22 protein-coding genes and 1 tRNA gene are annotated in these 25110 nt (G+C 48.5%); 14 read left to right on the top strand and 9 right to left on the bottom strand.

What is annotated here, in order from left to right:
• Positions 1 to 21 precede the first annotated feature (21 nt).
• From guaB to MHM94_RS07365, 6 genes are all read left to right on the top strand, one after another.
• On the top strand, positions 22 to 1491 hold the full coding sequence (guaB, locus tag MHM94_RS07390; protein ID WP_022944336.1) for an IMP dehydrogenase: 1470 nt from the start codon (positions 22 to 24) through the stop codon (positions 1489 to 1491).
• A 112-nt stretch (positions 1492 to 1603) separates the two neighbouring features.
• On the top strand, positions 1604 to 3181 hold the full coding sequence (gene guaA, locus MHM94_RS07385) for a glutamine-hydrolyzing GMP synthase (RefSeq protein ID WP_022944337.1): 1578 nt from the start codon (positions 1604 to 1606) through the stop codon (positions 3179 to 3181).
• 149 nt (positions 3182 to 3330) lie between these two features.
• Positions 3331 to 3407: transfer RNA gene (locus MHM94_RS07380), tRNA-Trp, on the top strand.
• 60 nt (positions 3408 to 3467) lie between these two features.
• Complete coding sequence (locus MHM94_RS07375; protein WP_235419368.1) at positions 3468 to 3770, top strand: hypothetical protein; 303 nt, start codon at positions 3468 to 3470, stop codon at positions 3768 to 3770.
• Positions 3757 to 4200 (top strand): ribosomal protein S18-alanine N-acetyltransferase, encoded by a 444-nt coding sequence (rimI, locus tag MHM94_RS07370; RefSeq protein WP_235419369.1) that lies wholly within the window; start codon positions 3757 to 3759, stop codon positions 4198 to 4200. Before MHM94_RS07375 ends, rimI begins: the two co-directional genes overlap by 14 nt.
• Positions 4201 to 4441: 241 nt before the next feature.
• A complete protein-coding gene (locus tag MHM94_RS07365; RefSeq protein ID WP_157576374.1) occupies positions 4442 to 4582 on the top strand; it encodes a hypothetical protein in 141 nt (46 codons plus the stop codon).
• Here MHM94_RS07365 and MHM94_RS07360 read toward each other — a convergent pair whose 3' ends face one another.
• The gene (locus MHM94_RS07360) at positions 4583 to 7249 is read right to left on the bottom strand and encodes an ATP-binding protein (RefSeq protein WP_235419370.1); all 2667 of its coding nucleotides are present in this window, start codon (positions 7247 to 7249) and stop codon (positions 4583 to 4585) included. It lies immediately after the preceding gene.
• Positions 7250 to 7471: 222 nt separating this feature from the next.
• Between MHM94_RS07360 and prfC the strand changes: the two genes are divergently transcribed.
• From prfC to MHM94_RS07340, 4 genes are all read left to right on the top strand, one after another.
• Entirely contained in the window at positions 7472 to 9070 is a 1599-nt protein-coding gene (prfC, locus tag MHM94_RS07355; RefSeq protein WP_026111022.1) for a peptide chain release factor 3, read from the top strand.
• Between the two features lie 69 nt (positions 9071 to 9139).
• Positions 9140 to 10882, top strand: coding sequence for an arginine--tRNA ligase (gene argS / locus MHM94_RS07350; protein ID WP_235419371.1), 1743 nt, complete (start codon positions 9140 to 9142; stop codon positions 10880 to 10882).
• 189 nt (positions 10883 to 11071) lie between these two features.
• On the top strand, positions 11072 to 11710 hold the full coding sequence (gene pdxH / locus MHM94_RS07345; RefSeq protein WP_022944344.1) for a pyridoxamine 5'-phosphate oxidase: 639 nt from the start codon (positions 11072 to 11074) through the stop codon (positions 11708 to 11710).
• Positions 11711 to 12478 carry a TatD family hydrolase gene (locus tag MHM94_RS07340; protein ID WP_235419372.1) on the top strand — a complete coding sequence of 256 codons (768 nt, stop codon included), beginning with the start codon at positions 11711 to 11713 and terminating at the stop codon, positions 12476 to 12478.
• Here the strand turns inward: MHM94_RS07340 and MHM94_RS07335 are convergent.
• Entirely contained in the window at positions 12445 to 13068 is a 624-nt protein-coding gene (locus tag MHM94_RS07335) for an AhpA/YtjB family protein (protein ID WP_138509918.1), read from the bottom strand. The genes MHM94_RS07340 and MHM94_RS07335 overlap by 34 nt on opposite strands.
• A gap of 93 nt (positions 13069 to 13161) precedes the next feature.
• On the opposite strand from MHM94_RS07335, the gene serB reads away from it, so the two are divergent.
• Complete coding sequence (gene serB / locus MHM94_RS07330; RefSeq protein ID WP_235419373.1) at positions 13162 to 14181, top strand: phosphoserine phosphatase SerB; 1020 nt, start codon at positions 13162 to 13164, stop codon at positions 14179 to 14181.
• Here serB and MHM94_RS07325 read toward each other — a convergent pair.
• A complete protein-coding gene (locus MHM94_RS07325; RefSeq protein ID WP_235419374.1) occupies positions 14178 to 16646 on the bottom strand; it encodes a PilZ domain-containing protein in 2469 nt (822 codons plus the stop codon). The two genes, serB and MHM94_RS07325, sit on opposite strands and share 4 nt — an antisense overlap.
• A gap of 103 nt (positions 16647 to 16749) precedes the next feature.
• Here MHM94_RS07325 and radA point away from each other — a divergent pair, with 103 nt between their 5' ends.
• The 3 genes from radA to yghU all read left to right on the top strand — a co-directional run bounded on the left by radA (position 16750) and on the right by yghU (position 20064).
• Positions 16750 to 18120, top strand: a complete 1371-nt coding sequence (gene radA / locus MHM94_RS07320) for a DNA repair protein RadA (protein ID WP_026111063.1) — start codon at positions 16750 to 16752, stop codon at positions 18118 to 18120.
• A gap of 48 nt (positions 18121 to 18168) precedes the next feature.
• Entirely contained in the window at positions 18169 to 19086 is a 918-nt protein-coding gene (locus MHM94_RS07315) for a hypothetical protein (protein ID WP_152440366.1), read from the top strand.
• Positions 19087 to 19221: 135 nt separating this feature from the next.
• The gene (gene yghU, locus MHM94_RS07310; protein WP_235419376.1) at positions 19222 to 20064 is read left to right on the top strand and encodes a glutathione-dependent disulfide-bond oxidoreductase; all 843 of its coding nucleotides are present in this window, start codon (positions 19222 to 19224) and stop codon (positions 20062 to 20064) included.
• 35 nt (positions 20065 to 20099) lie between these two features.
• Here yghU and MHM94_RS18425 read toward each other — a convergent pair whose 3' ends face one another.
• The 6 genes from MHM94_RS18425 to MHM94_RS07285 all read right to left on the bottom strand — a co-directional run bounded on the left by MHM94_RS18425 (position 20100) and on the right by MHM94_RS07285 (position 25072).
• Entirely contained in the window at positions 20100 to 20225 is a 126-nt protein-coding gene (locus MHM94_RS18425) for a hypothetical protein (protein ID WP_022944597.1), read from the bottom strand.
• A 78-nt stretch (positions 20226 to 20303) separates the two neighbouring features.
• Positions 20304 to 21533, bottom strand: coding sequence for a phosphoglycerate dehydrogenase (gene serA / locus MHM94_RS07305; protein ID WP_045980488.1), 1230 nt, complete (start codon positions 21531 to 21533; stop codon positions 20304 to 20306).
• Positions 21534 to 21546: 13 nt separating this feature from the next.
• Complete coding sequence (rpiA, locus tag MHM94_RS07300) at positions 21547 to 22200, bottom strand: ribose-5-phosphate isomerase RpiA (RefSeq protein WP_022944595.1); 654 nt, start codon at positions 22198 to 22200, stop codon at positions 21547 to 21549.
• A gap of 46 nt (positions 22201 to 22246) precedes the next feature.
• Entirely contained in the window at positions 22247 to 22858 is a 612-nt protein-coding gene (locus MHM94_RS07295) for a 5-formyltetrahydrofolate cyclo-ligase (RefSeq protein WP_268838159.1), read from the bottom strand.
• A 3-nt stretch (positions 22859 to 22861) separates the two neighbouring features.
• Positions 22862 to 23413 carry a hypothetical protein gene (locus MHM94_RS07290; RefSeq protein ID WP_130148455.1) on the bottom strand — a complete coding sequence of 184 codons (552 nt, stop codon included), beginning with the start codon at positions 23411 to 23413 and terminating at the stop codon, positions 22862 to 22864.
• 120 nt (positions 23414 to 23533) lie between these two features.
• The gene (locus tag MHM94_RS07285; protein WP_138588445.1) at positions 23534 to 25072 is read right to left on the bottom strand and encodes a carboxypeptidase; all 1539 of its coding nucleotides are present in this window, start codon (positions 25070 to 25072) and stop codon (positions 23534 to 23536) included.
• Positions 25073 to 25110: the final 38 nt, after the last annotated feature.

Here is a 25110-nt window from a genome sequence, read left to right as displayed (position 1 = left end):
CCAATTCGTGAGAAGTTGCCAATGCTTAGGATCGCTAAAGAAGCTCTTACCTTTGACGACGTACTTTTAGTACCTGGTCATTCTACTGTTCTACCGCACACAGCGGACCTTACCACTCGCCTTACTCGCGGCATTAAGCTGAACCTCCCGCTTGTTTCTGCATCTATGGATACAGTGACTGAAGCGCGTTTAGCCATTGCTCTAGCGCAAGAAGGTGGACTGGGCTTTATTCACAAAAACATGACCATCGCCGAACAGGCGGCCAATGTACGTAAAGTAAAAACGTACGAGGCAGGGGTTGTGTCGCAACCTGTGACCGTACCAGCGGACCTGACTATCGCTGATGCACAAGCACTGGCGATTGAGAAAGGCTTCTCTGGTTTCCCGGTGACCGACAAAGACAATAACCTTCAGGGTATTGTTACCAGCCGTGATATGCGTTTTGAAACTCAGCTGAGCAAGCCTGTTTCTAGCGTGATGACCAAAAAAGAAGACCTTGTTACGGTAAGCGAAAATGCTGATCGTGACCAGATCCTCGGGCTGATGCACGAGCACCGCATTGAGAAAATCCTAGTTGTTGATGACGCTTTTAAACTGAAAGGCATGATCACAGTGAAGGATTACCAAAAAGCCATGGACAAACCAAACGCCTGTAAAGATGAGCAAGGTCGCTTACGCGTCGGTGCTGCAGTGGGTGTGGGTGCTGGTACTGACGAGCGCATCGCTGCATTGGTTGAAGCCGGTGTTGATGTGCTACTCATCGATACCTCACATGGCCACTCGCAAGGGGTCATTGACCGCGTCAAAGAAACGCGTGCAGCTTACCCAGATTTACAAATCGTTGCTGGTAACGTAGCAACAGCTGAAGGCGCTATTGCCCTTGCTGATGCTGGCGTGGATGCCGTGAAAGTGGGCATCGGCCCAGGCTCTATCTGTACTACGCGTATCGTTACTGGTTGTGGCGTACCCCAAATTACCGCTATTTCAGATGCTGTTGAGGGCCTTAAAGGACGTGATATTCCTGTTATTGCCGATGGGGGTATTCGCTTCTCAGGCGATATTGCTAAAGCGCTGGTTGCCGGTGCATCGTGCGTCATGGTGGGGTCAATGCTTGCCGGTACTGAAGAGTCGCCAGGCGAGGTTGAGCTGTATCAAGGACGCTACTATAAATCTTACCGTGGCATGGGCTCATTAGGTGCGATGGACCAAAAAGAAGGGTCGTCAGATCGCTATTTCCAAACTTCGAAAGAAGCCGAGAAATTGGTACCAGAAGGCATCGAAGGCCGCGTGGCTTACAAAGGCCCGATTGGCAATATCATCCACCAACAAATGGGTGGTCTGCGCAGCTCCATGGGCCTAACTGGCTCGGCCTCCATTGAAGAGATGAACACTAAGCCACAGTTTGTACGCGTTACCTCGGCCGGTATGGGCGAGTCGCACGTACATGATGTGCAAATTACTAAAGAAGCGCCCAACTACCGCCTAGGCTAGGCGCGAAAACGGTGCACTCAGGGCTAGCAACTGCTAGCCCTGCTTAATTTCGGTTAGCGTAAAGGGCCTGGTTGCACTGGGTCCGCCATCATTTAATTTAGATGAGACAGCAATGAGCAAAGACATCCATGATTCCCGTATATTGATCCTCGACTTTGGTTCGCAGTACACCCAGCTGATCGCCCGCCGCGTGCGTGAAATAGGCGTTTACTGTGAATTATGGGCGTGGGATGTAACGGAAGAGCAAATTCGTGAATTTAACCCGCAAGGCATCATTTTATCTGGTGGCCCTGAATCTACAGTCGAAGAGGGCAGCCCGCGTGCGCCTGACTACGTATTTGAAGCGGGTGTTCCGGTTTTGGGTGTGTGTTATGGCATGCAAACCATGGCGGCGCAGCTTGGCGGTAAAGTACACGGCTCTGATAAGAAAGAGTTTGGCTATGCGCAAGTGGAAAAAGTAGGTAATTGTGCCTTGTTTGAAGCCATTGAAGATCACCTTGGCGACAACGGTAACGGTCTGCTTGATGTATGGATGAGCCACGGCGATAAAGTAGAAGAAATTCCCCCTCAGTTTGCTACCACAGCTAGAACAGACACCTGTCCCCATGCAGCGATGTCATGGGAAGAAAAACGTTTTTATGGCGTGCAGTTCCACCCAGAAGTGACTCATACACTTCAAGGTCTGCGTCTGTTAGAGCGCTTTGTGGTTGATATCTGTGGCTGTGAAAAGCTTTGGACACCCGCGCAAATCATCGAAGATGCTGTTGAGCGTATTCGTGAAAAAGTCGGTGACGAAGAAGTGATCTTAGGCCTATCCGGTGGGGTAGACTCGTCTGTCGTGGCGATGCTTATTCATAAAGCCATTGGCGATAAACTAACTTGTGTGTTTGTTGATAACGGCCTGTTACGCTTGAACGAAGGCGAGCAGGTGATGGATATGTTCGGCGATCACTTTGGCCTCAATATCATCAAAATAGATGCCGAAGAGCGCTTTTTGAAAGCCTTAGAAGGGATTGATGAGCCAGAAGCTAAACGTAAAGCCATTGGTTACACCTTTGTTGATGTATTCAATGAAGAAGCGGGCAAACGTGTGAATGCGCAGTGGTTGGCGCAAGGAACTATCTACCCAGATGTAATTGAATCAGCCGCCTCGGCGACCGGTAAAGCCCATGTCATCAAGTCACACCACAATGTTGGTGGTTTGCCAGAAGACATGAAGCTGGGCCTTGTTGAGCCGCTGCGTGAATTGTTCAAAGACGAAGTACGCAAGATAGGCCTTGAGCTGGGTCTTCCTTATGACATGTTGTATCGCCACCCATTCCCAGGCCCAGGCCTAGGTGTACGGGTACTGGGTGAAATTAAGAAAGAGTATTGCGACTTGCTCCGTCGCGCTGATGCTATTTTCATCGAAGAGCTGCACAAGGCGGAGCTTTATCACAAAGTAAGCCAAGCCTTTACGGTGTTCTTGCCAGTGCGCTCGGTCGGGGTGATGGGTGATGCCCGTAAATATGACTGGGTCGTAAGCCTACGTTGTGTTGAAACCATCGACTTTATGACCGCGCGTTGGTCACACTTACCCTATGAATTCCTTGGTAAGGTGTCTAACCGTATTATTAACGAAATCGACGGTATTTCTCGCGTGGTATATGACATCTCAGGTAAGCCGCCAGCGACTATCGAGTGGGAATAGTGGTTTAGCCTCACGGCGAAAGAACAACCATATTAAAGCGGCATGCAAGCAATTGCATGCCGTTTGTTTATTTTAAAAGCAGTTAAACCGGGTAAGCGTGATTTTTTCTTTACCTTTTTAAAAACCTCATTATAATGCGTCGACATTGCAGGGGCGTAGTTCCAATTGGTAGAACAGCGGTCTCCAAAACCGACGGTTGGGAGTTCGAATCTCTCCGCCCCTGCCACTTCTTTCTTTTCTAGCTTTGCGCTACACTGGCTCTCGCCAAAACGACTTAATCATTACTATGCACCCAGATATTGCCGATATACTTGCGATTCAACCTGTGCGTTTACGCAGCAGCGACGCAACAGCGTCCGTTGCACATGTCACTTCGGCCAATGCAGAGCCACTAAACAACGCAGTGGCACAAGATATTTTACGCTGCTTGCCACAAGGCGCTGCCGTTTATATTAGTGATGTACCAAGCCCACAAGTGCAGGGGCTGAGCATCTACTTGCCCGCAGCAACGCTGGCGGTCACTCAAAAGCAGGCGTTGTGGCAGCAGTTATCGAATGTGATTGACGAGTACAGCCATGCAAGTGAGTGAGCTGTCGTTGGATCATATCCAGGCGGTATGCGTTATTGAAAATGCCTGTCACAGCCACCCGTGGAGCGAAAAGCTGATACGCTCATGCCTAGGTGGGCGTTATTTCAACGCCGGGCTCTATGATGAGGCTGAGCTGGTAGGCTTTTATATAGCCGAGCAAGCGGGCCCAGATTGCACGCTGATGGACATTTGTATTGTTCCAAATAAGCAAGGGCAGGGGCTCAGTAAAGCGCTAATGAACCATCTTATAAACCAAGCAACAGCGCGCCAATGCGAGGCCATCTTTTTAGAAGTCCGGGCGAGTAATGATGCTGCCAGCGGCCTTTATCAGCGCAGTGGCTTTGTGATTAATGGTCGACGCAAAAAGTATTACCCAGACGGCGAAGATGCACTGTTAATGATGCGCGAGCTAGATGTAGCGCAGTCTTAAGCGCAGCCCCTTCAAGCATATATCTCTTGTTATTTTAAGCTACCTGCTTTGAATTTAAGCTAGTGCAACCAGATAATTTGTTACAACTTAGATAAGGTGTCGATCTCAACACCTTGATAGTATTAGCTAAAAATGACACTTACCGAACACGATGAGAACGACGTGTCGCTATTGTAGCTGCTGCGCAGGGCGCCTATTTTTTAGCAACGCATTGCCTTCGCTTGTTGGGTTAAGTGATGATGTGTCAAAGGCCGAGGACCACCGTATTTGGATTGCTCCTCATGTGCCGGTGACACTGTCATCAAAGCAGTACTTTAATGCTCATGACCCGGCCATGGCAGCCATTCATGGAATTATTGGCGCGCATAAACACGCGCAGTGATTAGCTCGGCTCGACATCTTGCTCGAGCACATAGCGAATGGCGTGTTCGAGCTTAAGTACGCTGTAGTCATGGCTGTCATGGTGGCCTTGACGTAAAACCTGCTCGAGCTCGCCCGCTGCTTCGGCAATGGCGAAGAAACCAAAACAGCTGGCGCTGCCTTTGATGCTGTGAGCCAGTGACTGCAACTGTTCCCAATCCCCGTCATGGTGGTGGCCAAGCACCTCATCAAGGTACTCTGGCAGCTTTTCTTTATAATTGGCATTAATTTGCAAAAAACGCTCGCTTTGCAAAATATCGTCCCACTGTGAGGCTGCTTCTTGTTGAATGCTCAAGTAGGTGGCTAACGTATGCTCAAGCTCCTGCTTATCAATAGGTTTTCCTAAAGTCTTATCACAGCCAGCACCGAGGTAGCGCTCAATATCATGTTTCATCACGTTGGCAGTTAAGGCGATAATAGGGCCATCATAAGCGGCATGGCGGAGCATTTTGGTGGCCTCTTCTCCGCCCATAACGGGCATTTGCATATCCATAAGAATCAACTGGTAGTCTTTGACCAAGGCCTTTTCCACCGCCTCTGCGCCGTTGTTAGCAAAGTCAGGCTCAATCCCCCAGCGCTCAAGTAGCAGTGATATTAACGCCTGGTTATCTTTGTTGTCTTCCGCCACAAGAATATCGCCATCAAAGCGCTGCTCGCTCAGGGCCGGACGTTCGCTGTAAACTGGCTGCATTTGTGCGTGGTCGTAGTAATAATCCTGTTCGGTATATTGTTGATAGCAAGCAACATGAATAGTGAATTGACTGCCGACCCCTTGTTGGCTTTGTGCCCAAATATCACCGCCGAGTAGCTGCGCCAAGTTTTTAGCAATACAGAGGCCAAGGCCGCTGCCGCCAAAACGTCGTGTAGTGGTAGCATCAGCTTGTTCAAAGGGCTTAAATATACGGTCCAGTTCTTTATCTGAAATACCAATACCCGTGTCGGTAACAACAAACTCCAGCATGCCACTTTGATAGCGAATGCTCATATGCACGCCACCTTGGGTGGTGAACTTCACCGCATTAGTGAGAATGTTTAAAAGGATTTGCTTTAATCGCGTTTGATCGCTGCTTAAATATTTGGGCAGCGGGAAGTGATAGTCGATATCGAATTGCAGTTGTTTTTGCTGCGCTTGAGGCTCGACGATGGACTCAAGATCATGCAGTAATTCATATAGCGACACCGGTTCATGATTCATATCCAATTTCTCAGCTTCGATTTTCGATAAGTCGAGAATGTTATTAATCAGTTCCAGCAGGTGGCGTGAATTGCGCAGTACCGTAGCGAGCTGGGTGTGCACTTTTTCTTCTTTTATCTTGTTGTTATCAAGCAGCTGCTCGGTGAAGCCCATAATTGCCGTTAGCGGAGTGCGGATCTCATGACTCATATTGGCTAGGAAGCGACTTTTAAGTTGGTTGGCTTGCTCGGCTTGTTCAATGGCGAGCTCTAACGCCTTATTGGTTTTTTCCAGCTCCAAGGTGCGCGCTTCTACCTTTTGTTCCAAGGTGTTTTTGTATTCTTCGAGCTCTCCCTGGGTGTGGTAAATTTTATTAACCATGTGATTGAAATCACTAAAGAGTTGGCCTACCTCGTCTTTGCGATCATCGGGTAGGCGTACGGCAAGGTCATTCTCGCCAACGCGGTGACTGGCCGCCCCCAGCTGTTCGATAGGGTTTAACAGCAAGTTACGTACAACAATAAAAATGAGTATTGGCAGAGTGATAACAGAGATCATCACAATTAAGGCGGTGATCAAGCTAATGACTTTGCCAGATTCGTACAGTAATTCCTTCGGAATACTGGTAATGAAATAGTGGCCTCCGGCCATTTGCACCGCATACACCAAGCGTTGTGTGTGATCAATACTGTGTAAGGCGAGCTCGTTGAGGCGACCATTATCGGCCCATAAGCTAATTTTACGCATCTCTTCGCTGGCGATACTCTGGCCTCGCAGGGCGTGGTTAGAGCTAAATAGAACTTTCCCTTGCTCAGTGAGCATCAAGTTGAGGGTATTGTTGTACGGAGACTCTAAAATCGCTGTATTAAGTACTGTTGGCTGCACGCGCATGATTACATAGCCCAATAAAATAGGGCGCTCTAAGTGGTAATCTGGGGTAAATACCTTTTGCACGAAGTACAGTGTGGTTTCGCCGCGTTCATTTTGCACCATAAATTGCTGGCGGCGCAGGGAACTGGCGCTGAGTTTCTCAAAAAATGGGTATGCCTGCGGTGCGGACTCTAATTTCGTTGAAAAGTAAGCGTAACTTTTTTGCTGTGGCGAGACTAAGTTAATACTGAGTATATCTGGGTAAGCTTGGGTGTAGCTGCCAAACACATCCATTAGCGCCGCTAAACGTTCGGTGTAGCGGTCGCTGCTCTGATGTATTTCCGGCACAAAGTCTTGCAGTACGGGTGAGCTTGTTAACAGCTCGGTGGTTGAGTGATAGACATTGAGGGAGTGAAACACCTTATTTTGCTGCTGTTCGACAAAGCGGCTTACAATGAGCTGTGTTTGCTGTTGTGAGCTTGAAGTTACGTTGGTCAAGGTAAAGCCACCTAAAAACAGCAAGGGCAAAATCACCACCGGAGTGATATACCATAGTAATCGTATACTTAACTTACTGGTTTTCATGGTATGGGTGCGGCTCCTTGCAACGTAAAAAACAGCTTACTAACTCAAACGAACGAAAAATTATACAAAATTGCTTAGCAATAATACACATGGCAATGCGTAGAAGTCACTTTTGTCGGTATTAGGCGCTTTTGTGTGCATGCTAAAGTCGGTATAATCACGCGTAATAATCTCTAAATTAATTCCCGGCTTGGTTCGCGTTTAGTGCCGGGTCGACTATTCATAAGTGACCGCATGTCAGAGTTAACACAACAAATTAGTAAACGTCGTACTTTTGCGATTATTTCACACCCCGATGCGGGTAAAACCACCATTACCGAAAAAGTTCTATTATTCGGACAAGCCATTCAAAAAGCGGGCACAGTTAAAGGCCGAGGGTCAAACCAACACGCTAAGTCAGACTGGATGGAAATGGAAAAAGAACGTGGCATCTCGGTGACCACCTCGGTAATGCAGTTCCCTTATAACGAGCGTTTAGTTAACCTGCTAGACACCCCAGGGCACGAAGACTTCTCTGAGGATACCTACCGTACTCTGACCGCCGTGGATTCGTGTTTGATGGTGATTGATGCCGCTAAGGGTGTTGAGGATCGAACTCGTAAGTTAATGGAAGTCACCCGTTTACGTGACACCCCCATCGTCACCTTTATGAACAAACTGGACCGTGATATTCGCGATCCAATGGAGTTATTGGATGAGGTGGAAACTGAGCTCAATATGATGTGTGCCCCCGTAACCTGGCCCATTGGCTGTGGTAAGGAATTCAAAGGGGTTTATCATTTGCACCGTGACGAGACGATTTTGTATCAAAGCGGTCAAGGCCACACCATTCAAGAGTTGCGCATCGTCAAAGGGCTGGATAACAGTGAATTAGATGAAGCGGTGGGTGAGAGCTTAGCGCAACAACTGCGCGAAGAAATTGAGCTGGTGCAAGGAGCGTCCAACGAATTCGATTTAGAGTTATTTTTGAGCGGTGAGTTAACCCCAGTTTACTTCGGTACTGCGTTGGGCAACTTTGGCGTTGATCATATGCTTGATGGCTTGACCGAATGGGCTCCGGCCCCCTTACCGCGCGCCACCGATGATGGCAACAAAGTGGGTGCTGAGCACGAAAAGTTCACAGGCTTTGTGTTTAAAATTCAGGCCAACATGGACCCCAAGCACCGTGACCGTATTGCCTTTATGCGCATTGTCTCGGGTAAGTACAGCCAAGGTATGAAGATGAACCACGTGCGTATAGGCAAGCAAATCAGTATTTCTGATGCGGTGACCTTTATGGCCGGTGACCGCGAGCGTGCTGAGCACGCCTATGCCGGTGATATTATTGGCTTGCACAACCACGGCACTATCCAAATTGGTGATACTTTCACCGACGGAGAAAAGCTTAAGTTCAGCGGTATTCCTAACTTTGCTCCAGAGCTATTCCGCCGTATTCGCCTTAAAGATCCACTTAAGCAAAAGCAGTTGCTTAAAGGCCTAGTACAGCTATCGGAAGAGGGCGCGGTGCAGGTGTTTAGACCGCTTGCCAATAACGACTTAATTGTTGGCGCCGTTGGGGTGCTGCAGTTTGATGTTGTGGTTGCACGCTTAAAAGCCGAATACAAAGTGGATGCCATCTATGAAAGTGTCAACGTTAATACGGCGCGTTGGGTAAGCTGTGATGATGTGAAGAAATTTGAAGAGTTCAAGCGCAAGTGTGAGCAAAACCTAGCCTTAGATGGCGGAGATAACCTGACATACATCGCCCCAAGTCGCGTAAACTTGAACTTATCCATGGAGCGTTACCCAGAGGTAACCTTTAGCGAAACGCGCGAGCACTAAAGCGCCACTGAGCAACTGTATTAATCGTGGTCAGCCCTCGCTGGCCCTTATTGCAAGGTAACTGCAACTATGAACATTAAGCAAATTCTGATTGAAAAAGCCAACGCTGCGATGATCGCTGCGGGACTTGAGCAAGGCACGAATCCAGCGGTGACGCAAAGTACGCGCCCGCAATTTGGTGATTACCAAATTAACGGTGCCATGGGCGCCGCGAAAAAGCTAAAAACTAATCCGCGTGAACTAGCGCAAAAAATTATCGATAACCTGGATGTGAGCGATATCGCCGCCGAGGTCGAAATAGCAGGCCCAGGCTTTATTAACATTCACCTCAAACCGGCGTTTTTAGGCGCCGGTGTCGAAGCTGCAAGCCAAGACGATACACTCGGTGTAGCGCAGCACCCGCAAGCAGATACAGTGGTGGTGGATTACTCATCGCCCAACCTTGCCAAGGAAATGCACGTGGGCCATTTACGTTCCACCATTATCGGTGATGCTGTGGTACGTGCCTTGGAGTTTCGTGGTGATAAAGTAATACGGCAAAACCACATGGGCGATTGGGGTACGCAATTTGGTATGCTTATCGCGCATTTGGAAGACATGCTTAATGAGGGCGTTGATCTAGAGTCCGTAGCGCTTGCTGATTTAGAGACATTCTATCGTGACGCCAAAAAGCGTTTCGACGATGAAGCCGGTTTTGCTGATAAGGCGCGCGAGTATGTTGTACGCCTACAACAAGGCGATGCGCACTGTAATAAGCTGTGGCAACTTTTCATTGATACTTCGGTCAAGCACTCCGAAGAAGTATACAAAAAGCTGAATGTCACCCTGACTCGCGATGATATTAAAGCGGAAAGTGCCTACAACAGTGAGTTGCAGCGCATGATTGAGGTGCTTAAAGAAAAAGGACTGGCGCAGGAAGACCAGGGTGCGCAAGTGGTCTTTTTAGATGAATTAGCCAACAAAGACGGTGAGCCATCGGTGTTCATCGTGCAGAAATCCGGCGGTGGCTTTTTATATTCAACCACAGACCTTGCCGCCTGTGATTATCGCTCTAATGATTTGCAAGCCGATCGTATCTTGATTTTCGTTGATGCTCGTCAAAGCCTGCACTTTAGCCAAGTTGAGCTGACAGCACGCAAGGCCGGCTTTTTACGCGAACAAACCAGCTATGAATTCTGTCCTTTTGGCACCATGATGGGCGAGGATGGTAAACCGTTTAAGACCCGTACTGGCGGTACCGTTAAACTTGCCGATTTACTCGATGAAGCGGTGACTCGCGCCAAAGCAAAGCTCGCCGATAGCGACTCTCCTCATAGTGCGCAAGAGCAAGAAGAAATCGCCCGAAAAGTGGGAATCGGCGCGGTAAAATACGCCGACCTATCGAAAAACCGTACCAGTGACTACATCTTTAACTGGGATACCATGTTGAGCTTTGAGGGAGCCACAGCGCCTTATCTGCAATATGCCTATACGCGAGTGAAAAGTATTTTCCGTAAAGCTGGCATTGATAGCACCACTCATCAGGCTCCGGTTGTGATTGCTGCGCCACAAGAAAAAGCGCTGGCTATCAAGCTGATGCAATTTGAAGAAGTGCTGGACCAAATGATCAGCGATGCCACACCACACGTATTATGTGGGTACTTGTATGAGCTGGCGAGCTTGTATATGAGCTTCTATGAAGCTTGTCCGGTACTTAAAGAGGGCGTCAGCGACGCAGATAAAAATAGCCGCTTGGTGCTGTGTTCATTGGTAGCAAAAACCTTGCACAAAGGGTTAGACCTGCTTGGCATTGAGGTGATGGAGCAAATGTAATCAGCTCAATGTTTGCTGATATCCCTCTAATCGACCGAACCGCGCGCTTTATCCAAAGTCGGCTGGTGGAGAGGTCGATTACACCATCCCCCAATAGGCTTTGCTTTGGAACAAGCTGAGTGGCTGGGTAAGGTGACATAGCTTGATTGATTGTCGGGTATTCTTGGCGCTTAGTGAGAAGGAATGAATATGAAATTGGAAGATATTCGTCGTGAGTATTTGCAAGGTGGATTAGATGAAACCATGCTCGATGCGACGCCAGTAGCACAGTTTGAAAAGTGGTTACAACAAGCCATTGATGCGCAAATCCCCGATCCGACGGCCATGGTCGTTGCCACCGTTGACGAGCAGGGTCAGCCTTCGCAGCGTATTGTGTTGCTTAAGCATGTCGATGAGCAAGGGTTTGTATTCTTCACCAACACCGGCTCACGCAAGGCGCAGGAACTTGCCCAGAATAATAAAATTAGTCTGCACTTCCCGTGGCACATGTTTGAGCGTCAAGTCATTGTTTACGGCGAGGCCAAACCGTTGCCAACATCGCGAGTGGCAAAATATTTCTTATCGCGGCCAAAAGAAAGCCAGTTAGCGGCATGGGCTTCTAGCCAAAGTCGGCCGGTGTCATCACGTCAGGCGCTTATGGAAAAGTTTGCGCAAATGAAAAGTAAGTTTGCTAAAGGTGAAATCCCGTTGCCTGATTTTTGGGGAGGATACTGTGTCGAGCCGACTAAGGTTGAGTTTTGGCAAGGAGGAGCGCATCGCCTTCATGATCGCTTTATGTATCGTCGTCAGCCAGATGGGAGCTGGCGTGTAGAGCGTCTAAACCCTTAAATGCGTTTTATCGATTCTCATTGCCACCTCGATTTTAGCGAGTTTAATGGCCAGCGAGAGGCGATAATAGCGAATGCCCAAGCATTGGGCGTGGAGCAGTTTATTGTGCCTGGCATTAGCTTGGCACAATCCCAGCAGTTGCTCGACTTCAGCCAGCACCATGGGCCCATTCATATCGGTGCTGGTTTACATCCCTACTTTCTATCGCAACACGCGAGTGAACATATAGTCGGCCTAGGCGAACTGGCAACAGCGCATAAGCACCGTTGGTGCGCCATCGGAGAGTGCGGCCTTGATCGCAGTATTGGAGAAATGGACAAGCAAGTGGCGCTCTTTGAAGCGCAGATTGCCTTAGCGAATGAACTGGCGTTGCCACTCATTGTTCATCACCGTCAGAGCCATGACTTAATCGCCGCGAGTTTTAAGCGTTGTCAGCCGCGTTATGGCGGCGTGATCCATGCGTTTTCTGGATCCGAACAAGTGGCTAAATACTATATCAAGTTAGGCTTTAAATTGGGTGTGGGCGGAACCATTACCTATGCTCGATCGGTCAAGACCCAGCAAGCACTGCGTAGTGTCGCAATAGAGCATCTGCTATTGGAAAGTGATGCACCGAGTATGCCGCTTTGCGGATACCAAGGGCAAATCAATACGCCAGAGCGTATTCCTCAAGTGTTTATAGCCCTAGCACGGCTATTGCAATGCCAAGACCTCAGCGCCTTGAGTGAGCAGCTCTATTTTAACTGCTTAGCTTTTTTACGAAAGTAACGCTTTAACTGCCAACGTTTTAATCCTCGTCCAAGCTGCCAAGTGAATACGCAGGTGATCAATAGCATAAGAAGTACTTGGCGACCGACCTCATGAAAATATCGGTGACTGTCATCAATGGCGACTTGGGGCAGGTAATTAACGCGAGCAAAACCGATGGGTTTATTGCTTTGCAATGAGGTGATGGGGATGACAATAGGTTGACTCAATTTACTCACCCCCGGGGTTGCTTGTGTGACCCCAAACTCACGTTGGTAGGGACTAAACGCCTCACTGAGCGCCATCGCAGTGCCGTGAGCATCATAAATGGCTGCACTTTGGATACTCGAGTCTGTACTCAATTGATTGGCCAAATCTCCCAAACGAGGCTTGTTGCTCTGCTCCAAAGGCTCCGCTGCGGTCAAGGCTAACTGCTCGGTGAGGCTTTTGGCATATTGATAGCTTTGCTGGTAGAGCATTTGGTGGCCTTGAAAGCTGGTATTAAAGGCCATCCAAGTCAGTAATACAAAGCAAAAAGCGGCAAACACCAAGCGCAGTAGCCGTTGCCACTGCGATGTTCGAACCGGATTTTTCACTTGTTTATTTTTCATATCATGGGTGTACTTACTGACTTTCATCGCTAAGGGTGATTAAATTAAGCATCCGTTGTCATCAGCTAACGTGTTCACCTATTTGGAGTTTTAATGTCGCACCAAAGCATGCTCTTGTCTACTTTAGCACAGCAAGACGATTTGTCTTTACAGCAAACCCTAAGTTTAAATACTTGGTATTCCTTTGACGATTCGCCTTTAGTGGCAAGTCAGCAGAGCGAACAGCCACTGGCTTATGTCAGTGTATTTGGTTTTCAACTGGGCATGCACGTTGCTCAACTGGCACAGCATCTGCGTGACTGGCAATGTCAGGTGCAGGCGGTGGTCCGGTATCACGCCGATGACGATTTACCTCCAGGGTTTGCGTTCGCGATTGCTAACCCCCAGGCTGAGCTTAACTCTCAGCTCAAGCAATATGCAGCTGAAAACGCAGTGCAGTGCGCGCTGCTGAGCAACCCGCCACGTTTACATGCACCTGGCTTATTAGTGATGGATATGGACTCGACGGCGATCACCATCGAATGTATTGATGAAATTGCGCGCTTAGCAGGGGTGTACGACGAGGTCGCTGCGGTCACCGCACAAGCGATGGGTGGGCAGTTGGAATTTAGTGACAGCCTGCGTCAGCGCGTCGCGAAACTAGCGGGCGTTGAGTTGTCTTTGCTTGCAGAGCTCAAAGAGCAGCTTCCCTTGATGCCAGGGATCGACCACCTATGCGCAACGCTAAAACGCCATAATTGGCATTTGGCCATCGCCTCGGGAGGATTTATTCCATTTGCTGAGCAGGTACAAAAACAACTCAAACTAGATCGTATTCATGCCAATCAATTAGCAGACGATGGCCACGTGCTAACCGGAGTGGTCAATGGGGATATTGTTGATGCGCAAGAAAAAGCACGCTTTTTATTAGCTTACCGCGATGAGTTGGGCGTGGGCGCAGAGCAAACGGTGGCCATCGGTGATGGTGCCAATGACCTGCTGATGATGCACGCAGCTGGGCTAGGTGTTGCTGTTCACGGTAAGCCTAAAGTGGTGGCGCAGGCTCCCACCGCCATCAATGCTGGCAGTTTGGCGCAGATACTGTATCTACTCAGTATTCCCGAGTTCAACTAACCTAAACGCTGTAGCCACAGGTTGCGGCGTTCAAGCATTTTTTGGTAATCCTGAACCTCTATATCACAGAGCTTTGGCACTAACTCATCAATAGCGAGGGCATCAATTACGCCCTCAACACGCCATAGCGCTTGCTCTAACTCCTTGGCTTTATGCAACGCATAGTGACTGATGTATTTTAGCTCACTGATCAGGTATTTCGTGTCTGGGCGGCCAGTTTTCGATAAATGCAGGCGAAACGCAAACAACAAGCCCGATTTAAGCGCCTTGTTCACAAAGGGCAGCAGTGAGCTGTAGTCCTCTTCGGTGCTAATACAGCGGCTGGTGACTGCACTACTGAGGTCGTCTTTTTTAAGGTTTAAGCGAATAAACAGGTCGAAAGTTTTGGGCTTATCTTGGCGGTTTCCATCGCGTAGGGTATCACTGAGCTGTTGGAACTCCTTGATACTCAGTAAGGGTTTTAAGTTTATTTGCGTAGAGAATTCACCAAACTGACGCCAAATATGGTGAATCGCGCTTTGATAACGTCCTTCACCTATTGCACCAAGCTCCAGGTGTGCTTCTTCTTTGGTAATATACAGCGGTGTTTGCGCTAGATTCTTGACCACAATATTGCGCAAGGCTTTGGATAGCCCCGGCACTTTCGGCTCTTCCTCACACACTTGCAGTTTGTCTTTGTTGTTCTCTACTAGTTGCGAGAAAAACTGTACGCCAACATGGGGTTGCTTACTTTTTTGGTAGGCTTTTAAGTTTAAAATGGTGCCGGTCTTACTGACAGCCATCACCTCGTAAGGCAGTTGAGTGAGCTCAAATTTTTTCGTTATTTCTTGCAGTTGCGGTAAGCGCAGATAAATAACATCGCCTTTTTTGGTCTCAGGCGCTGGTTGGCTCAGCTCTATTTGCATTCCTAGTACACTGAAATCACGAGATTGTGCTGACATCGGCGCTGCCAAACCACTTTCAACGGTCACTTCTGTTTGGTACAGATACCGCTTGTGAGCCCGTAAGTTAGCATACTCCAAGGCAACGACTTCAAGCTCTGGCTCTGCCACTTTACGATGGCCAAATACTTTGAGCTGGTTGACTAAGCTTTTATCGAGGCGGTAGCGGCGCTTGTGTGCGGTTAAATTAGCAGAGCTCACCTCCGATAAGGTACACAGGTACTTAAGACCCTTTAAATAGCTTTGCACGCGAGCGCTCGGAGGCTTATTAAGTTTAGCAATCGCCTCGCCGGCACTGTCGGGGAGCGAGAGTGGAATATGGGAGTCTTCGCTTTGCACGGGAACCAATTGCAACTTAAATACCCGCCAAGACGGCTTCCTACTGGCATAGGAAAAAAATAACGAGCGTAACTTAGGGTAGGTGGCCAGTTCGATATCGGTGGCGCTGTAAAAGAAGACCTTGCCATTTTGGGTGTGACTAAAGCTGTAAAGTAGGGTTGATTTGACTTGCCCCTTGCGTGCCAAAATGCTGCTTATGCGCTGCGTATTAAGAATACTCGGCAGCACAGAGCGGCGCTCTTCATCACTGAAATAATAGTGAATGTAGGCATTATTCTCGGTGGTAAGCAGCAGTTTAGGGGTGAGCTTTTTATCGTTTACGCAAATGAAACTGAACAGCGAACTGACCCTTGGCAAGTAATACTGCTCATAACCTTTGGTTAAAACCGCATCGAGGGTGTTATCAAGGTTGACCTTGTAGCGGCGTTTATTACCGTTAATAAAGCGCGCCAGAAACTCATCGAACCCAGGGGTTGTCTCGCTACCAGTGCGCTTCATGCGGGCGTAATAAAAGTCGATGGTGCTCGCAGGATCTATGCCGACAATTTCATATTCTAAGCCGTTTTTGAGGCCCAGTTCGAAATCTTCCTCTAGACCGGTAAAGCGAACCTGCACTTTTTGACCGCGCTCAAGCATGGCATGACTAGGCAATTTAAGCTTACATCCCCCCAAAGAAATATCGCTGCTTTTACCCTCTATGGTTTTGTCATTCACCATAACACTGACTTTGATGGTGTAATTCATGCGCTCTTGCTGACGAAAATCATAGGAGGCGAAGTGGATGACACGGGCACTTTTTTCAGTATTTTCCGGTTGTGGTGTTGCACCTTGGCGTAATTGGCGCTGATTGTTCACCTCTTCCATCACCATTTCATAGACAGCCATGGTGTAGTCGCCGAAGCGAGCGACGCCTTTTTCAAAGGTTGCGATGGCTTGAGCATCCATAAAATGCTGCTGACTCTTGTATGAGTAGCTTTGCACTTCACCGGAAGCCGTGCCGCGTAAATCAATGGTGCGACTGCACGGCTGACGAAGACGATTAAACTCCATCTTTATAATAAATTGGTCGCCCTTAGGTAGTTGTGCCGTTTTAGCGGCAAAATCGCGGCTAAAGCTCGCCTGCCCGAGGCTTTGCTTGAGTTCGTCAACTAAGGGTTGGTGTTTTAAAAGGGTGTCTTCAGCCATGCATTAAACCATTACCCAGTCGGCAAAAACCGTTATACTGGGTGTCAAATTATTGTTTATTCGTTATTTAAACGATTTATCCAGCAAAAATTATGCCCGTAATATGGTAAAAAAGAAAACAGCTTTTGTATGTAATGAGTGTGGTGCTGAGTTTGCGCGTTGGCAAGGCCAATGTAGCGAGTGCAAAGCATGGAACACAGTAACCGAATTTCGCGTGCCCTCGGTTAAATCGGCGCCACGCAATAGTGCTGCGAGCGGCTATGCCGGCATGGTTGAGGCCAAAATTCAAACTCTGGATGAGGTTAATCTTGAAAGCTTGCCGCGCTTCTCCACCGGGTTTGTTGAGTTTGACCGCGTGTTAGGGGGCGGTGTGGTGCCGGGGAGTGCCATTCTTATCGGTGGTGAGCCCGGAGCCGGTAAAAGTACTATTTTGCTGCAAACCATGTGTGGTCTCGCAGAAAATATGAAAACCCTGTATGTCACCGGGGAGGAGTCTTTGCAGCAAGTGGCTATGCGGGCAAAGCGTTTGGGGTTGCCCACCAATAAGCTACAAACCTTAGCTGAAACCAATGTCGAAACCATTTGTCAGCTGGCGCTAAGAGAAAAGCCCGGGATCATGGTTATTGATTCCATTCAAGTCATGCATATGGCCGATGTGCAATCGGCACCAGGTAGTGTTTCCCAGGTAAGAGAAAGTGCGGCGTACCTCACCCGTTTTGCTAAACAAAATCAAATAGCCATGATCATGGTGGGCCATGTGACCAAAGACGGCTCCTTAGCCGGCCCCAAAGTATTAGAACACTGCATTGATTGTTCTATTTTACTTGAAGGTAGCAGTGATAGTCGGTTTCGCACTTTGCGAGGTCACAAAAACCGCTTTGGCGCGGTAAACGAGCTTGGGGTGTTCGCCATGACTGGGCAAGGGTTGCGCGAGGTAAAAAACCCCTCGGCTATTTTCTTGAACCGCTCACAAGAGCAAACACCGGGCTCATTAGTGATGGTGGTATGGGAAGGTACCAGACCGCTGCTGGTGGAAGTGCAGGCGCTAGTCGATTATTCGCAGCTTGCAAACCCTCGTCGCGTCACGGTGGGCTTGGAACAAAATCGCCTCGCGATGTTATTGGCGGTGTTACACCGCCATGGCGGTTTACAAGTGGCCGATCAGGATGTGTTTGTTAACGTCGTCGGTGGTGTCAAGGTCACGGAAACCAGTGCTGATTTGGCTTTGATTGTGGCTTTGGTGTCCAGTTTTAAGAATTATAGCTTGGCCCGTGAGCTCGTGGTATTTGGTGAAGTTGGCCTGGGTGGGGAGATTCGTCCAGTGCCCAGTGGTCAAGAACGACTGCGTGAAGCCGCGAAACATGGCTTTAAACGTGCTATTGTACCCATTGACAATAAACCGAAAGAGGCAATCGAGGGCATGGAAGTCACAGCAGTCGCAAGCTTAAGCGATGCACTCGATGCGTTATTTTAAAGTAATGTCCAAACTAGGAGGGAGCTGGACACTCCCAAGGAAGTCAACATGAAAAAACTACTCATTGTCGGTGCCGTGGGTGCCATCGCCATTGGCGGTTACAGCTATGCCAATTATTATGTGTCGAAAGAAGCGCGCAAGGGCATTGATCAGCAGCTAATGCAAATTCAAACGCAAACAGGCCTTGATATCCGCTACGACGAGATTTCTGCCAATGTATTGGACAATGCGTTGGCGTTGGCCGACATTTCTGTCAATGACCACCTCGGCGAGCAAATTGCTCAGATTGAGCGTGTTGAAATGACCGGCTATGAGCCGAATAAGGTTTCTGAATATGCTCGTGTCGAAATCAAAGACTTAACTTTCTCAGGCGCCGCAGTGCAAGGCATGGATGAGCTTAAAGGCGAGAATATCAATGTCTTGAGTGAGTTTACTTATGATGAAAAAAGTGGTGATGCGGATATTTTTACCAAGCTCAATGCAGGTAAATTGGCCGATGTTGAGTTTAGCTTTGCCATGACCAATTCACAGGCGTTAATGGCAGTGTCGCAGCAACTTAATGAGATGCAACAGCAATCACAACAAGAGCAGGGGAACTTACAGCAACAGCTGGCGCTACAAAGCCAGATGATGAGTGCTGTGACCGAGTTGGTGCCAAAGAAAGTGAGCTTTAAATTAGCCAACAACGGTAAGCTCAAGGCTCTTCTTGAGCGCCTAATTGGCGAGCAAGGTATGACCTATGAGCAATTCCAACAAAATGCCCAGCAACAATTGAGCATGTCACCGGCGCCGGTGGTATTGCGAGAAGCGGCACTGAATTTTATCGAGGGCACGGAGCAGTTTGAAGTCTCTATGCAGGTTCCCGAAAATACCTCGGTGGCAGAGATTAATCAGCAAATGATGACACTAATGGGTAAGCCGGAAGAGTTGGCTAACTACTTTAGCTTGCATGCTGTAGGTAAATAATGATGACCCATAGCGCGCACGGATGTGGGCGGTAAAATTCAAAAAGGCACCTGAAGGTGCCTTTTTTGCTCTTGTAATTATATTATCCACCCTCGGGTCTATACTCAAAACGTTTTTACATCATCAGGAGCGACAATGAGTAAATCGACCTACACTCCACCAAAAGTTTGGCAGTTCGATAGCGAAAGTGGCGGCAAATGGGCAAGCCTAAATAAACCCACAGCAGGGGCCACGTTCGAGCAGCATTTGCCAAGCGGGCAGCATCCCTTTCAGCTGTACTCTATGGCTACTCCTAATGGCCAAAAGGCCACGATTATGTTTGAAGAGTTGCTGGAGCAGGGAATTAAAGACGCCGAATACGATGCTTTTTTAATCGATATTGGCGAAGGCGACCAGTTTGGTTCTGACTTTGTTGCCATTAACCCGAACTCAAAAATCCCGGCGTTACTGGACACTTCAAGCACCCCCGCCACACCGGTTTTTGAATCGGGAGCAATACTGCTTTATTTAGCACAGAAATTTGCCACGCTTATCCCTTCAGAGCCTTATGCAAAGGCGCAGTGTATGAATTGGCTATTTTGGCAGATGGGCAGCGCGCCTTATCTAGGTGGCGGTTTTGGTCACTTTTATGCTTATGCGCCAGAGCCGATGGAATATCCCATCAATCGCTTTACCATGGAAACTAAGCGCCAGTTGGATGTGTTAGATAAGCACTTGGCGCAAAACGAGTATATGGCCGGTGAGCAATACTCTATTGCGGATATTGCTATTTGGCCTTGGTATGGGGCCTTGGTGTTAGGGCGGTTATACGATGCCGCTGAGTTTCTCAGTGTACACGAGTATAAGCATGTGTTGGCGTGGGCCAAGAGAATTGACGCTCGGCCTGCAGTAAAGCGGGGCCAACGAGTTAATCGCGTATGGGGTGAGCCGAGCGAGCAACTCAAAGAGCGCCATGCCAGTAGCGACTTTGATACCTAAACCAACAGCCGCTTGGATTGGCAAGAGTCTGGGTATTACGCTAGAAGCTCGCCTACTTTAATGCCCAAGGCAAAAATACCCACGGCCACTAAAAAGGCAATGAGGGTGATATGGCCGCGACGTTCTTTCGCTTTGTCTTTGTTATTATTGTTAGAGTCCATAAGGTGATCCCTATTGGTTGTTGTTGATCAAAAAAGCACAGCCGAAGCTGTGCTTTTCAGTCTACCTATACAAACCATTTAGTGCAAAATTCGCGCACGTATGGTGCCGTCCACGGCGCTGAGCTCTTTCAATGCCACTTCGGAGTGGTCGCTATCCACATCAATAACGACATAACCTATGTTGTCATCAGTTTGAAGGTACTGCGCGGCAATATTAATACCATGCTGTGCAAACGCTTGGTTAATTTGTGTCAGCACACCAGGGCGGTTTTGGTGAATGTGCAACAGGCGACTGCGATTTGCTAGTTCTGGCAGGGCGACTTCAGGGAAATTGACGGCTGTCATTGTTGAGCCGTTGTCCGAGTATTTAGCGAGCTTACCGGCCACTTCCACACCAATACTTTCTTGCGCCTCTTGCGTGGAGCCGCCAACATGGGGGGTTAAAATAACGTTGTCGAATTGGCGCAGTGGCGAGACAAATTCTTCATCGTTTGATTTCGGTTCAACAGGGAACACATCAATGGCCGCGCCGGATAGGCTGCGCTCTTCAAGTGCCTCGGCAAGGGCATCAATATCGACAACGGTGCCGCGTGAGGCGTTAATCAAGATGCTGCCTTTTTTCATGACCGCCAACTCAGCGGTGCCGATGAGGTTCTTTGTTTGTGGGGTTTCCGGCACGTGTAAACTGACTACATCCGACTGCTGCAGTAGTTTAGTGAGATTTTCTACTTGCTGGGCATTGCCTAAGGATAACTTATCTTCGATATCGTAATAACGCACTTGCATGCCAATGTTCTCAGCCATAATGCCCAACTGAGTACCGATGTGGCCATAGCCTATGATACCTAATGTTTTGCCTCGAGCCTCAAAAGAGCCTTCTGCTGATTTCAGCCACTGGCCTCGGTGAGCCATCGCATTGCGTTTAGGAATACCGCGCAGTAACAATAAAATCTCACCCAGCACCAATTCGGCGACCGAGCGAGTATTGGAAAATGGTGCGTTGAAGACCGCAATCCCCCGGCGCTTCGCGGCGTCGAGGTCAACTTGGTTAGTACCAATACAGAAGCAACCGACAGCGACCAGCTTTTGCGCCGCATCTAAGACCTTTTCTGTGAGTTGCGTACGTGAGCGCAAGCCAACGAAGTGCACGTCGCTAATGCGCTCTACAAGTTCACTTTCAGGTAGCGAGGTTTTAACGTAATCGATATTGCTGTAACCGTTGCGTTTTAGCGTTTCCACCGCACTTTGGTGTACGCCCTCTAGCAAGAGAATCTTAATTTTGTCTTTTGCTAACGATACCTTACTCATGTTCCTCATTCCTCTAACGTGTAGTAGGCCCCTGCGCAGTACCAACGACAACAGCATCGGCACCACGATGGGCAAATAGGCCGTTGGTTACAACACCGACGACTTGGTTTAATGTCTGCTCAAGCGACTTGGCATCAACAATATGTAAATTATGCACGTCCAAAATGACATTGCCGTTATCGGTGGTGACACCTTGGCGATAAACCGGGTCGCCCCCGAGTTTAACAATTTCACGGGCGACATAGCTGCGCGCCATCGGGATCACTTCCACTGGCAGTGGGAACTCACCCAAGGTATCGACGATTTTGCTCTCATCAACGATACACACAAAGCGCTTGGCCACCGCCGCGACAATCTTCTCACGAGTCAATGCCGCACCGCCGCCTTTGATCATTTCATTGTTGGCGTTGATCTCATCGGCGCCATCAACATAAATATCGAGGCTACTGACATCATTGAGCTCAAATACCTCTATTCCCAACGCTTTTAACCGTTGTGTTGAGGCTTCAGAGCTGGAAACGGCGCCACGAATCGTGTCTTTTATCGACGCCAGTGCATCAATAAAGTGATTCACAGTAGAACCGGTGCCAACACCAACAATCGTGTCGCTTTTTACATAGTCTAGCGCTGCCCAAGCAGCCGCTTTTTTCATTTCATCTTGAGTCATGGTGTGCTCATTAAAGAGTTAATTGCAAAGGGTTTCGGTTAGTGTATCACTGTGCACCGGGGCGATAAATTGTCTTCGGTGTCACAATATAATCAAGTGGCACATCCCAACTCGCGATCGGTAGTTGCGCCACTTTTTGGCATTGATGGGCAATGCCTATGAGCAGAGGGCGCTGACTTCGATCGGCGGGGATTTGTGCTAATGTGCGGTCATAATATCCGCCACCCATACCCAACCGATTGCCTTGACTATCAAATGCAACCAGTGGCGTGAGAATATAATCTAACTGCGCAACCGGACACACATGACTGCAATTCAACTTGGGTTCCAAGATACCATAGCGGTTTGTGCTCATGGGTGAATTTTCTTCATACCTCTGGAAGAGCAAATGAGTCTTTGAAAAGGGGTGAATAATGGGCAGATTTGGCACTGCTTGTTTAGCCCATAAGTCTTCAAATATGGGAGATAGGCTGGGTTCTCCATCGTTCGCCAAGTACCCGCCTACTTGGGTCCCTTGAGTCACTTTTGCTACTTGAAAAAAATTAATAATGAGGTCATCGGCGGCACGTTTTTGTTCAGAAGTGGATAAGCTTTTTCTCATTTCCCGCATCTTCTTGCGGATGTCAATACGTTGCTGATTAAACTGATTCGCACTCATAGCTTAAAAAGTTAGTAATTCGGGGTAGATGAAAGCCAACGCGAGCACACCAAGCAGAAGCACAATCAGCGCGATTAAGGTAAATAAAGGCCAACGTTTGCGACTTGGCTGAGGCGCCAGCTCGAGCTCCTCGTCGAGGCTGAGATCAACGGCAAAATCATCATTCACTTCATTGCTAGAATTTTGCTGCAGCTGATCATTGAGGCGGTTATCCATATCATCAAGGCGTTCCTCAAGGCGAATAAGGCTACTGGTAATATAATCAAGCGCCGCCAAAATTTGCTCGTCTCTAGCCGCGGCCGATGCCGTATTCGCGGTCTCATTGGCCGTACTTTGCATGCTTTGCAATCGTGTACGAATGCCTAGCGAAGCTAACACCTTAGCTTGTTTTAATGCTTTGGCTTTATCACTGGGAGCAAAGATACTACGCCCAGTAAAAAACGCTTGCGCCTGCTTGGGTGACAGTTTGAGTTTCTGCTGCAACGCATGTGCGACTTCGGTTTGCTCAAGGCCCTCATCGAGGCTGGCGAATACTAACCTATATTGTTCACTCATAGATATCCTGCTGTGCTGATACAGCTACAACGATTGTGTAGTTGTGAGTATAAATCCTTTTTTTTAAAAAGAAAAAGCCCACCATTGGGTGGGCTTTAATCGATACAGTGAGTACTCGGCTTAATATTTAGCCGCTGCTCCTTGTTCTGGCAGAGCGTTCAAAATAAACTCGCGCAAATCGTTGTTTGAGCTTTCTAGATCAGCTCGACGTAAATACATCATATGGCCACTGCGGTAACCTTTAAAGCTCAAGCGCTCTTTCATTTTACCGCTTGGGTCTAGCTGCCACATCGTGTACTTGGCATCAAAATAGTTGGTCGCACCATCGTAGTAGCCTGATTGGATTAGCACATTGAGGTAGGGGTTTTGTGCCATCGCCAAGCGTAGGTTTTCACCAGTGTTGTTATTGCTACGATCCCAAGGGTGCACCGAGCCAAACATGTTGTATTTCACATCGGTTTTGTAATTTAGCTCTTCACTAAGGTAGTAGTTGATAGCCGGTGTGAACGAGTGCAACCAAGAAGTCAGTTCCGCCCAGTAATCTGGACGCTCGCCAGTATCACGCTTATCAATACCTAAATAACGAGAGTCCAAACGTCCTACTGTTTGCCCGCGCTCACGCAATAGCTCTTTCCAAAAAGACATGGTGGGCACATCGAGGTTGTTGCGCTCAATATAGGTTTCAGAGACGCCTGCATAGCGGGCCATTTGTGCAACGATGCGACGTTTTTCATCGTCAGAGATAAAGCCCCCTTTGGCCAGCGCTGGGATCAGCTCATTGACAGTGAAAGTTTCTACTTCGCTTAAAAACGGCTCGAGGTCCATGTTTTGGTACTGCTCATCTAGCGCCTTATGATACCACGCTGTGGCAGCGAAGTAGGGCAGGCGATTAGCGGCTTCCACCGGGCCTTCGCGTTTGATACCGATCTCAGTGGGCGATACCAGCACCACACCGTTGAGGTACATCCATTGACTGTTTTGTAACTCTAACGCCAAACCGGACACCCGGGTGGTGCCATAGCTTTCACCAATTAGGAATTTGGGCGAGCGCCAGCGATTATGACGGTGTACAAAGGTATTGAGCCACTCAGCTAAATATTGAATATCGGCGTTAACGCCAAAGAACATGTCCTTTTGCTTGTCGCGGCTAGGCATTTTGCCATCAGCGTCCGGCAATACACGAGAGTACCCGGTATTGACTGGGTTCACATAGACAATATCCGCTACATCTAGCACCGAGTAGGGGTTTTCTTTAACACCGTAGGGTTGGACTGGGTAACCCTCGTCATCAATTTTTAATACCTTGGGACCGGTATAAGCTAGGTGCATCCAAACCGACGCCGAGCCAGGCCCACCATTGAATGAAATAAGCAGCGGACGCTGGGTGTCATCATCAACACCATCACGCTTATAGTATGTGTAGTGCAGTGTGGCCACAGCATGGCCTTGGTCGTCCCACACCGGCTGTGTGCCCGTCTCGGCGGTGTACGATAAGCGATCGCCATTGATGCGCGCTTTGTGCTCGGTAATAACTTTACTATCGATATCAATTTGGCGGCTGTGCTGCGAGGCGTCGTGCTGATCGACCTCGGCAACAGCCAGTGGCGAAAGTGCCACTGCAAGAGTTAGGCTCAATGCCTTTAATTGTGTTGCGAACATGATTCACCCTTAGTTCCTGTAGTTTTCTCCATTAAAGG

It is taken from the genome of Pseudoalteromonas sp. CNAT2-18.1 (genome assembly GCF_022347865.1).
Lineage (GTDB): Bacteria > Pseudomonadota > Gammaproteobacteria > Enterobacterales > Alteromonadaceae > Pseudoalteromonas > Pseudoalteromonas ruthenica.
This window is presented reverse-complemented; position numbering and strand designations above follow the sequence as displayed.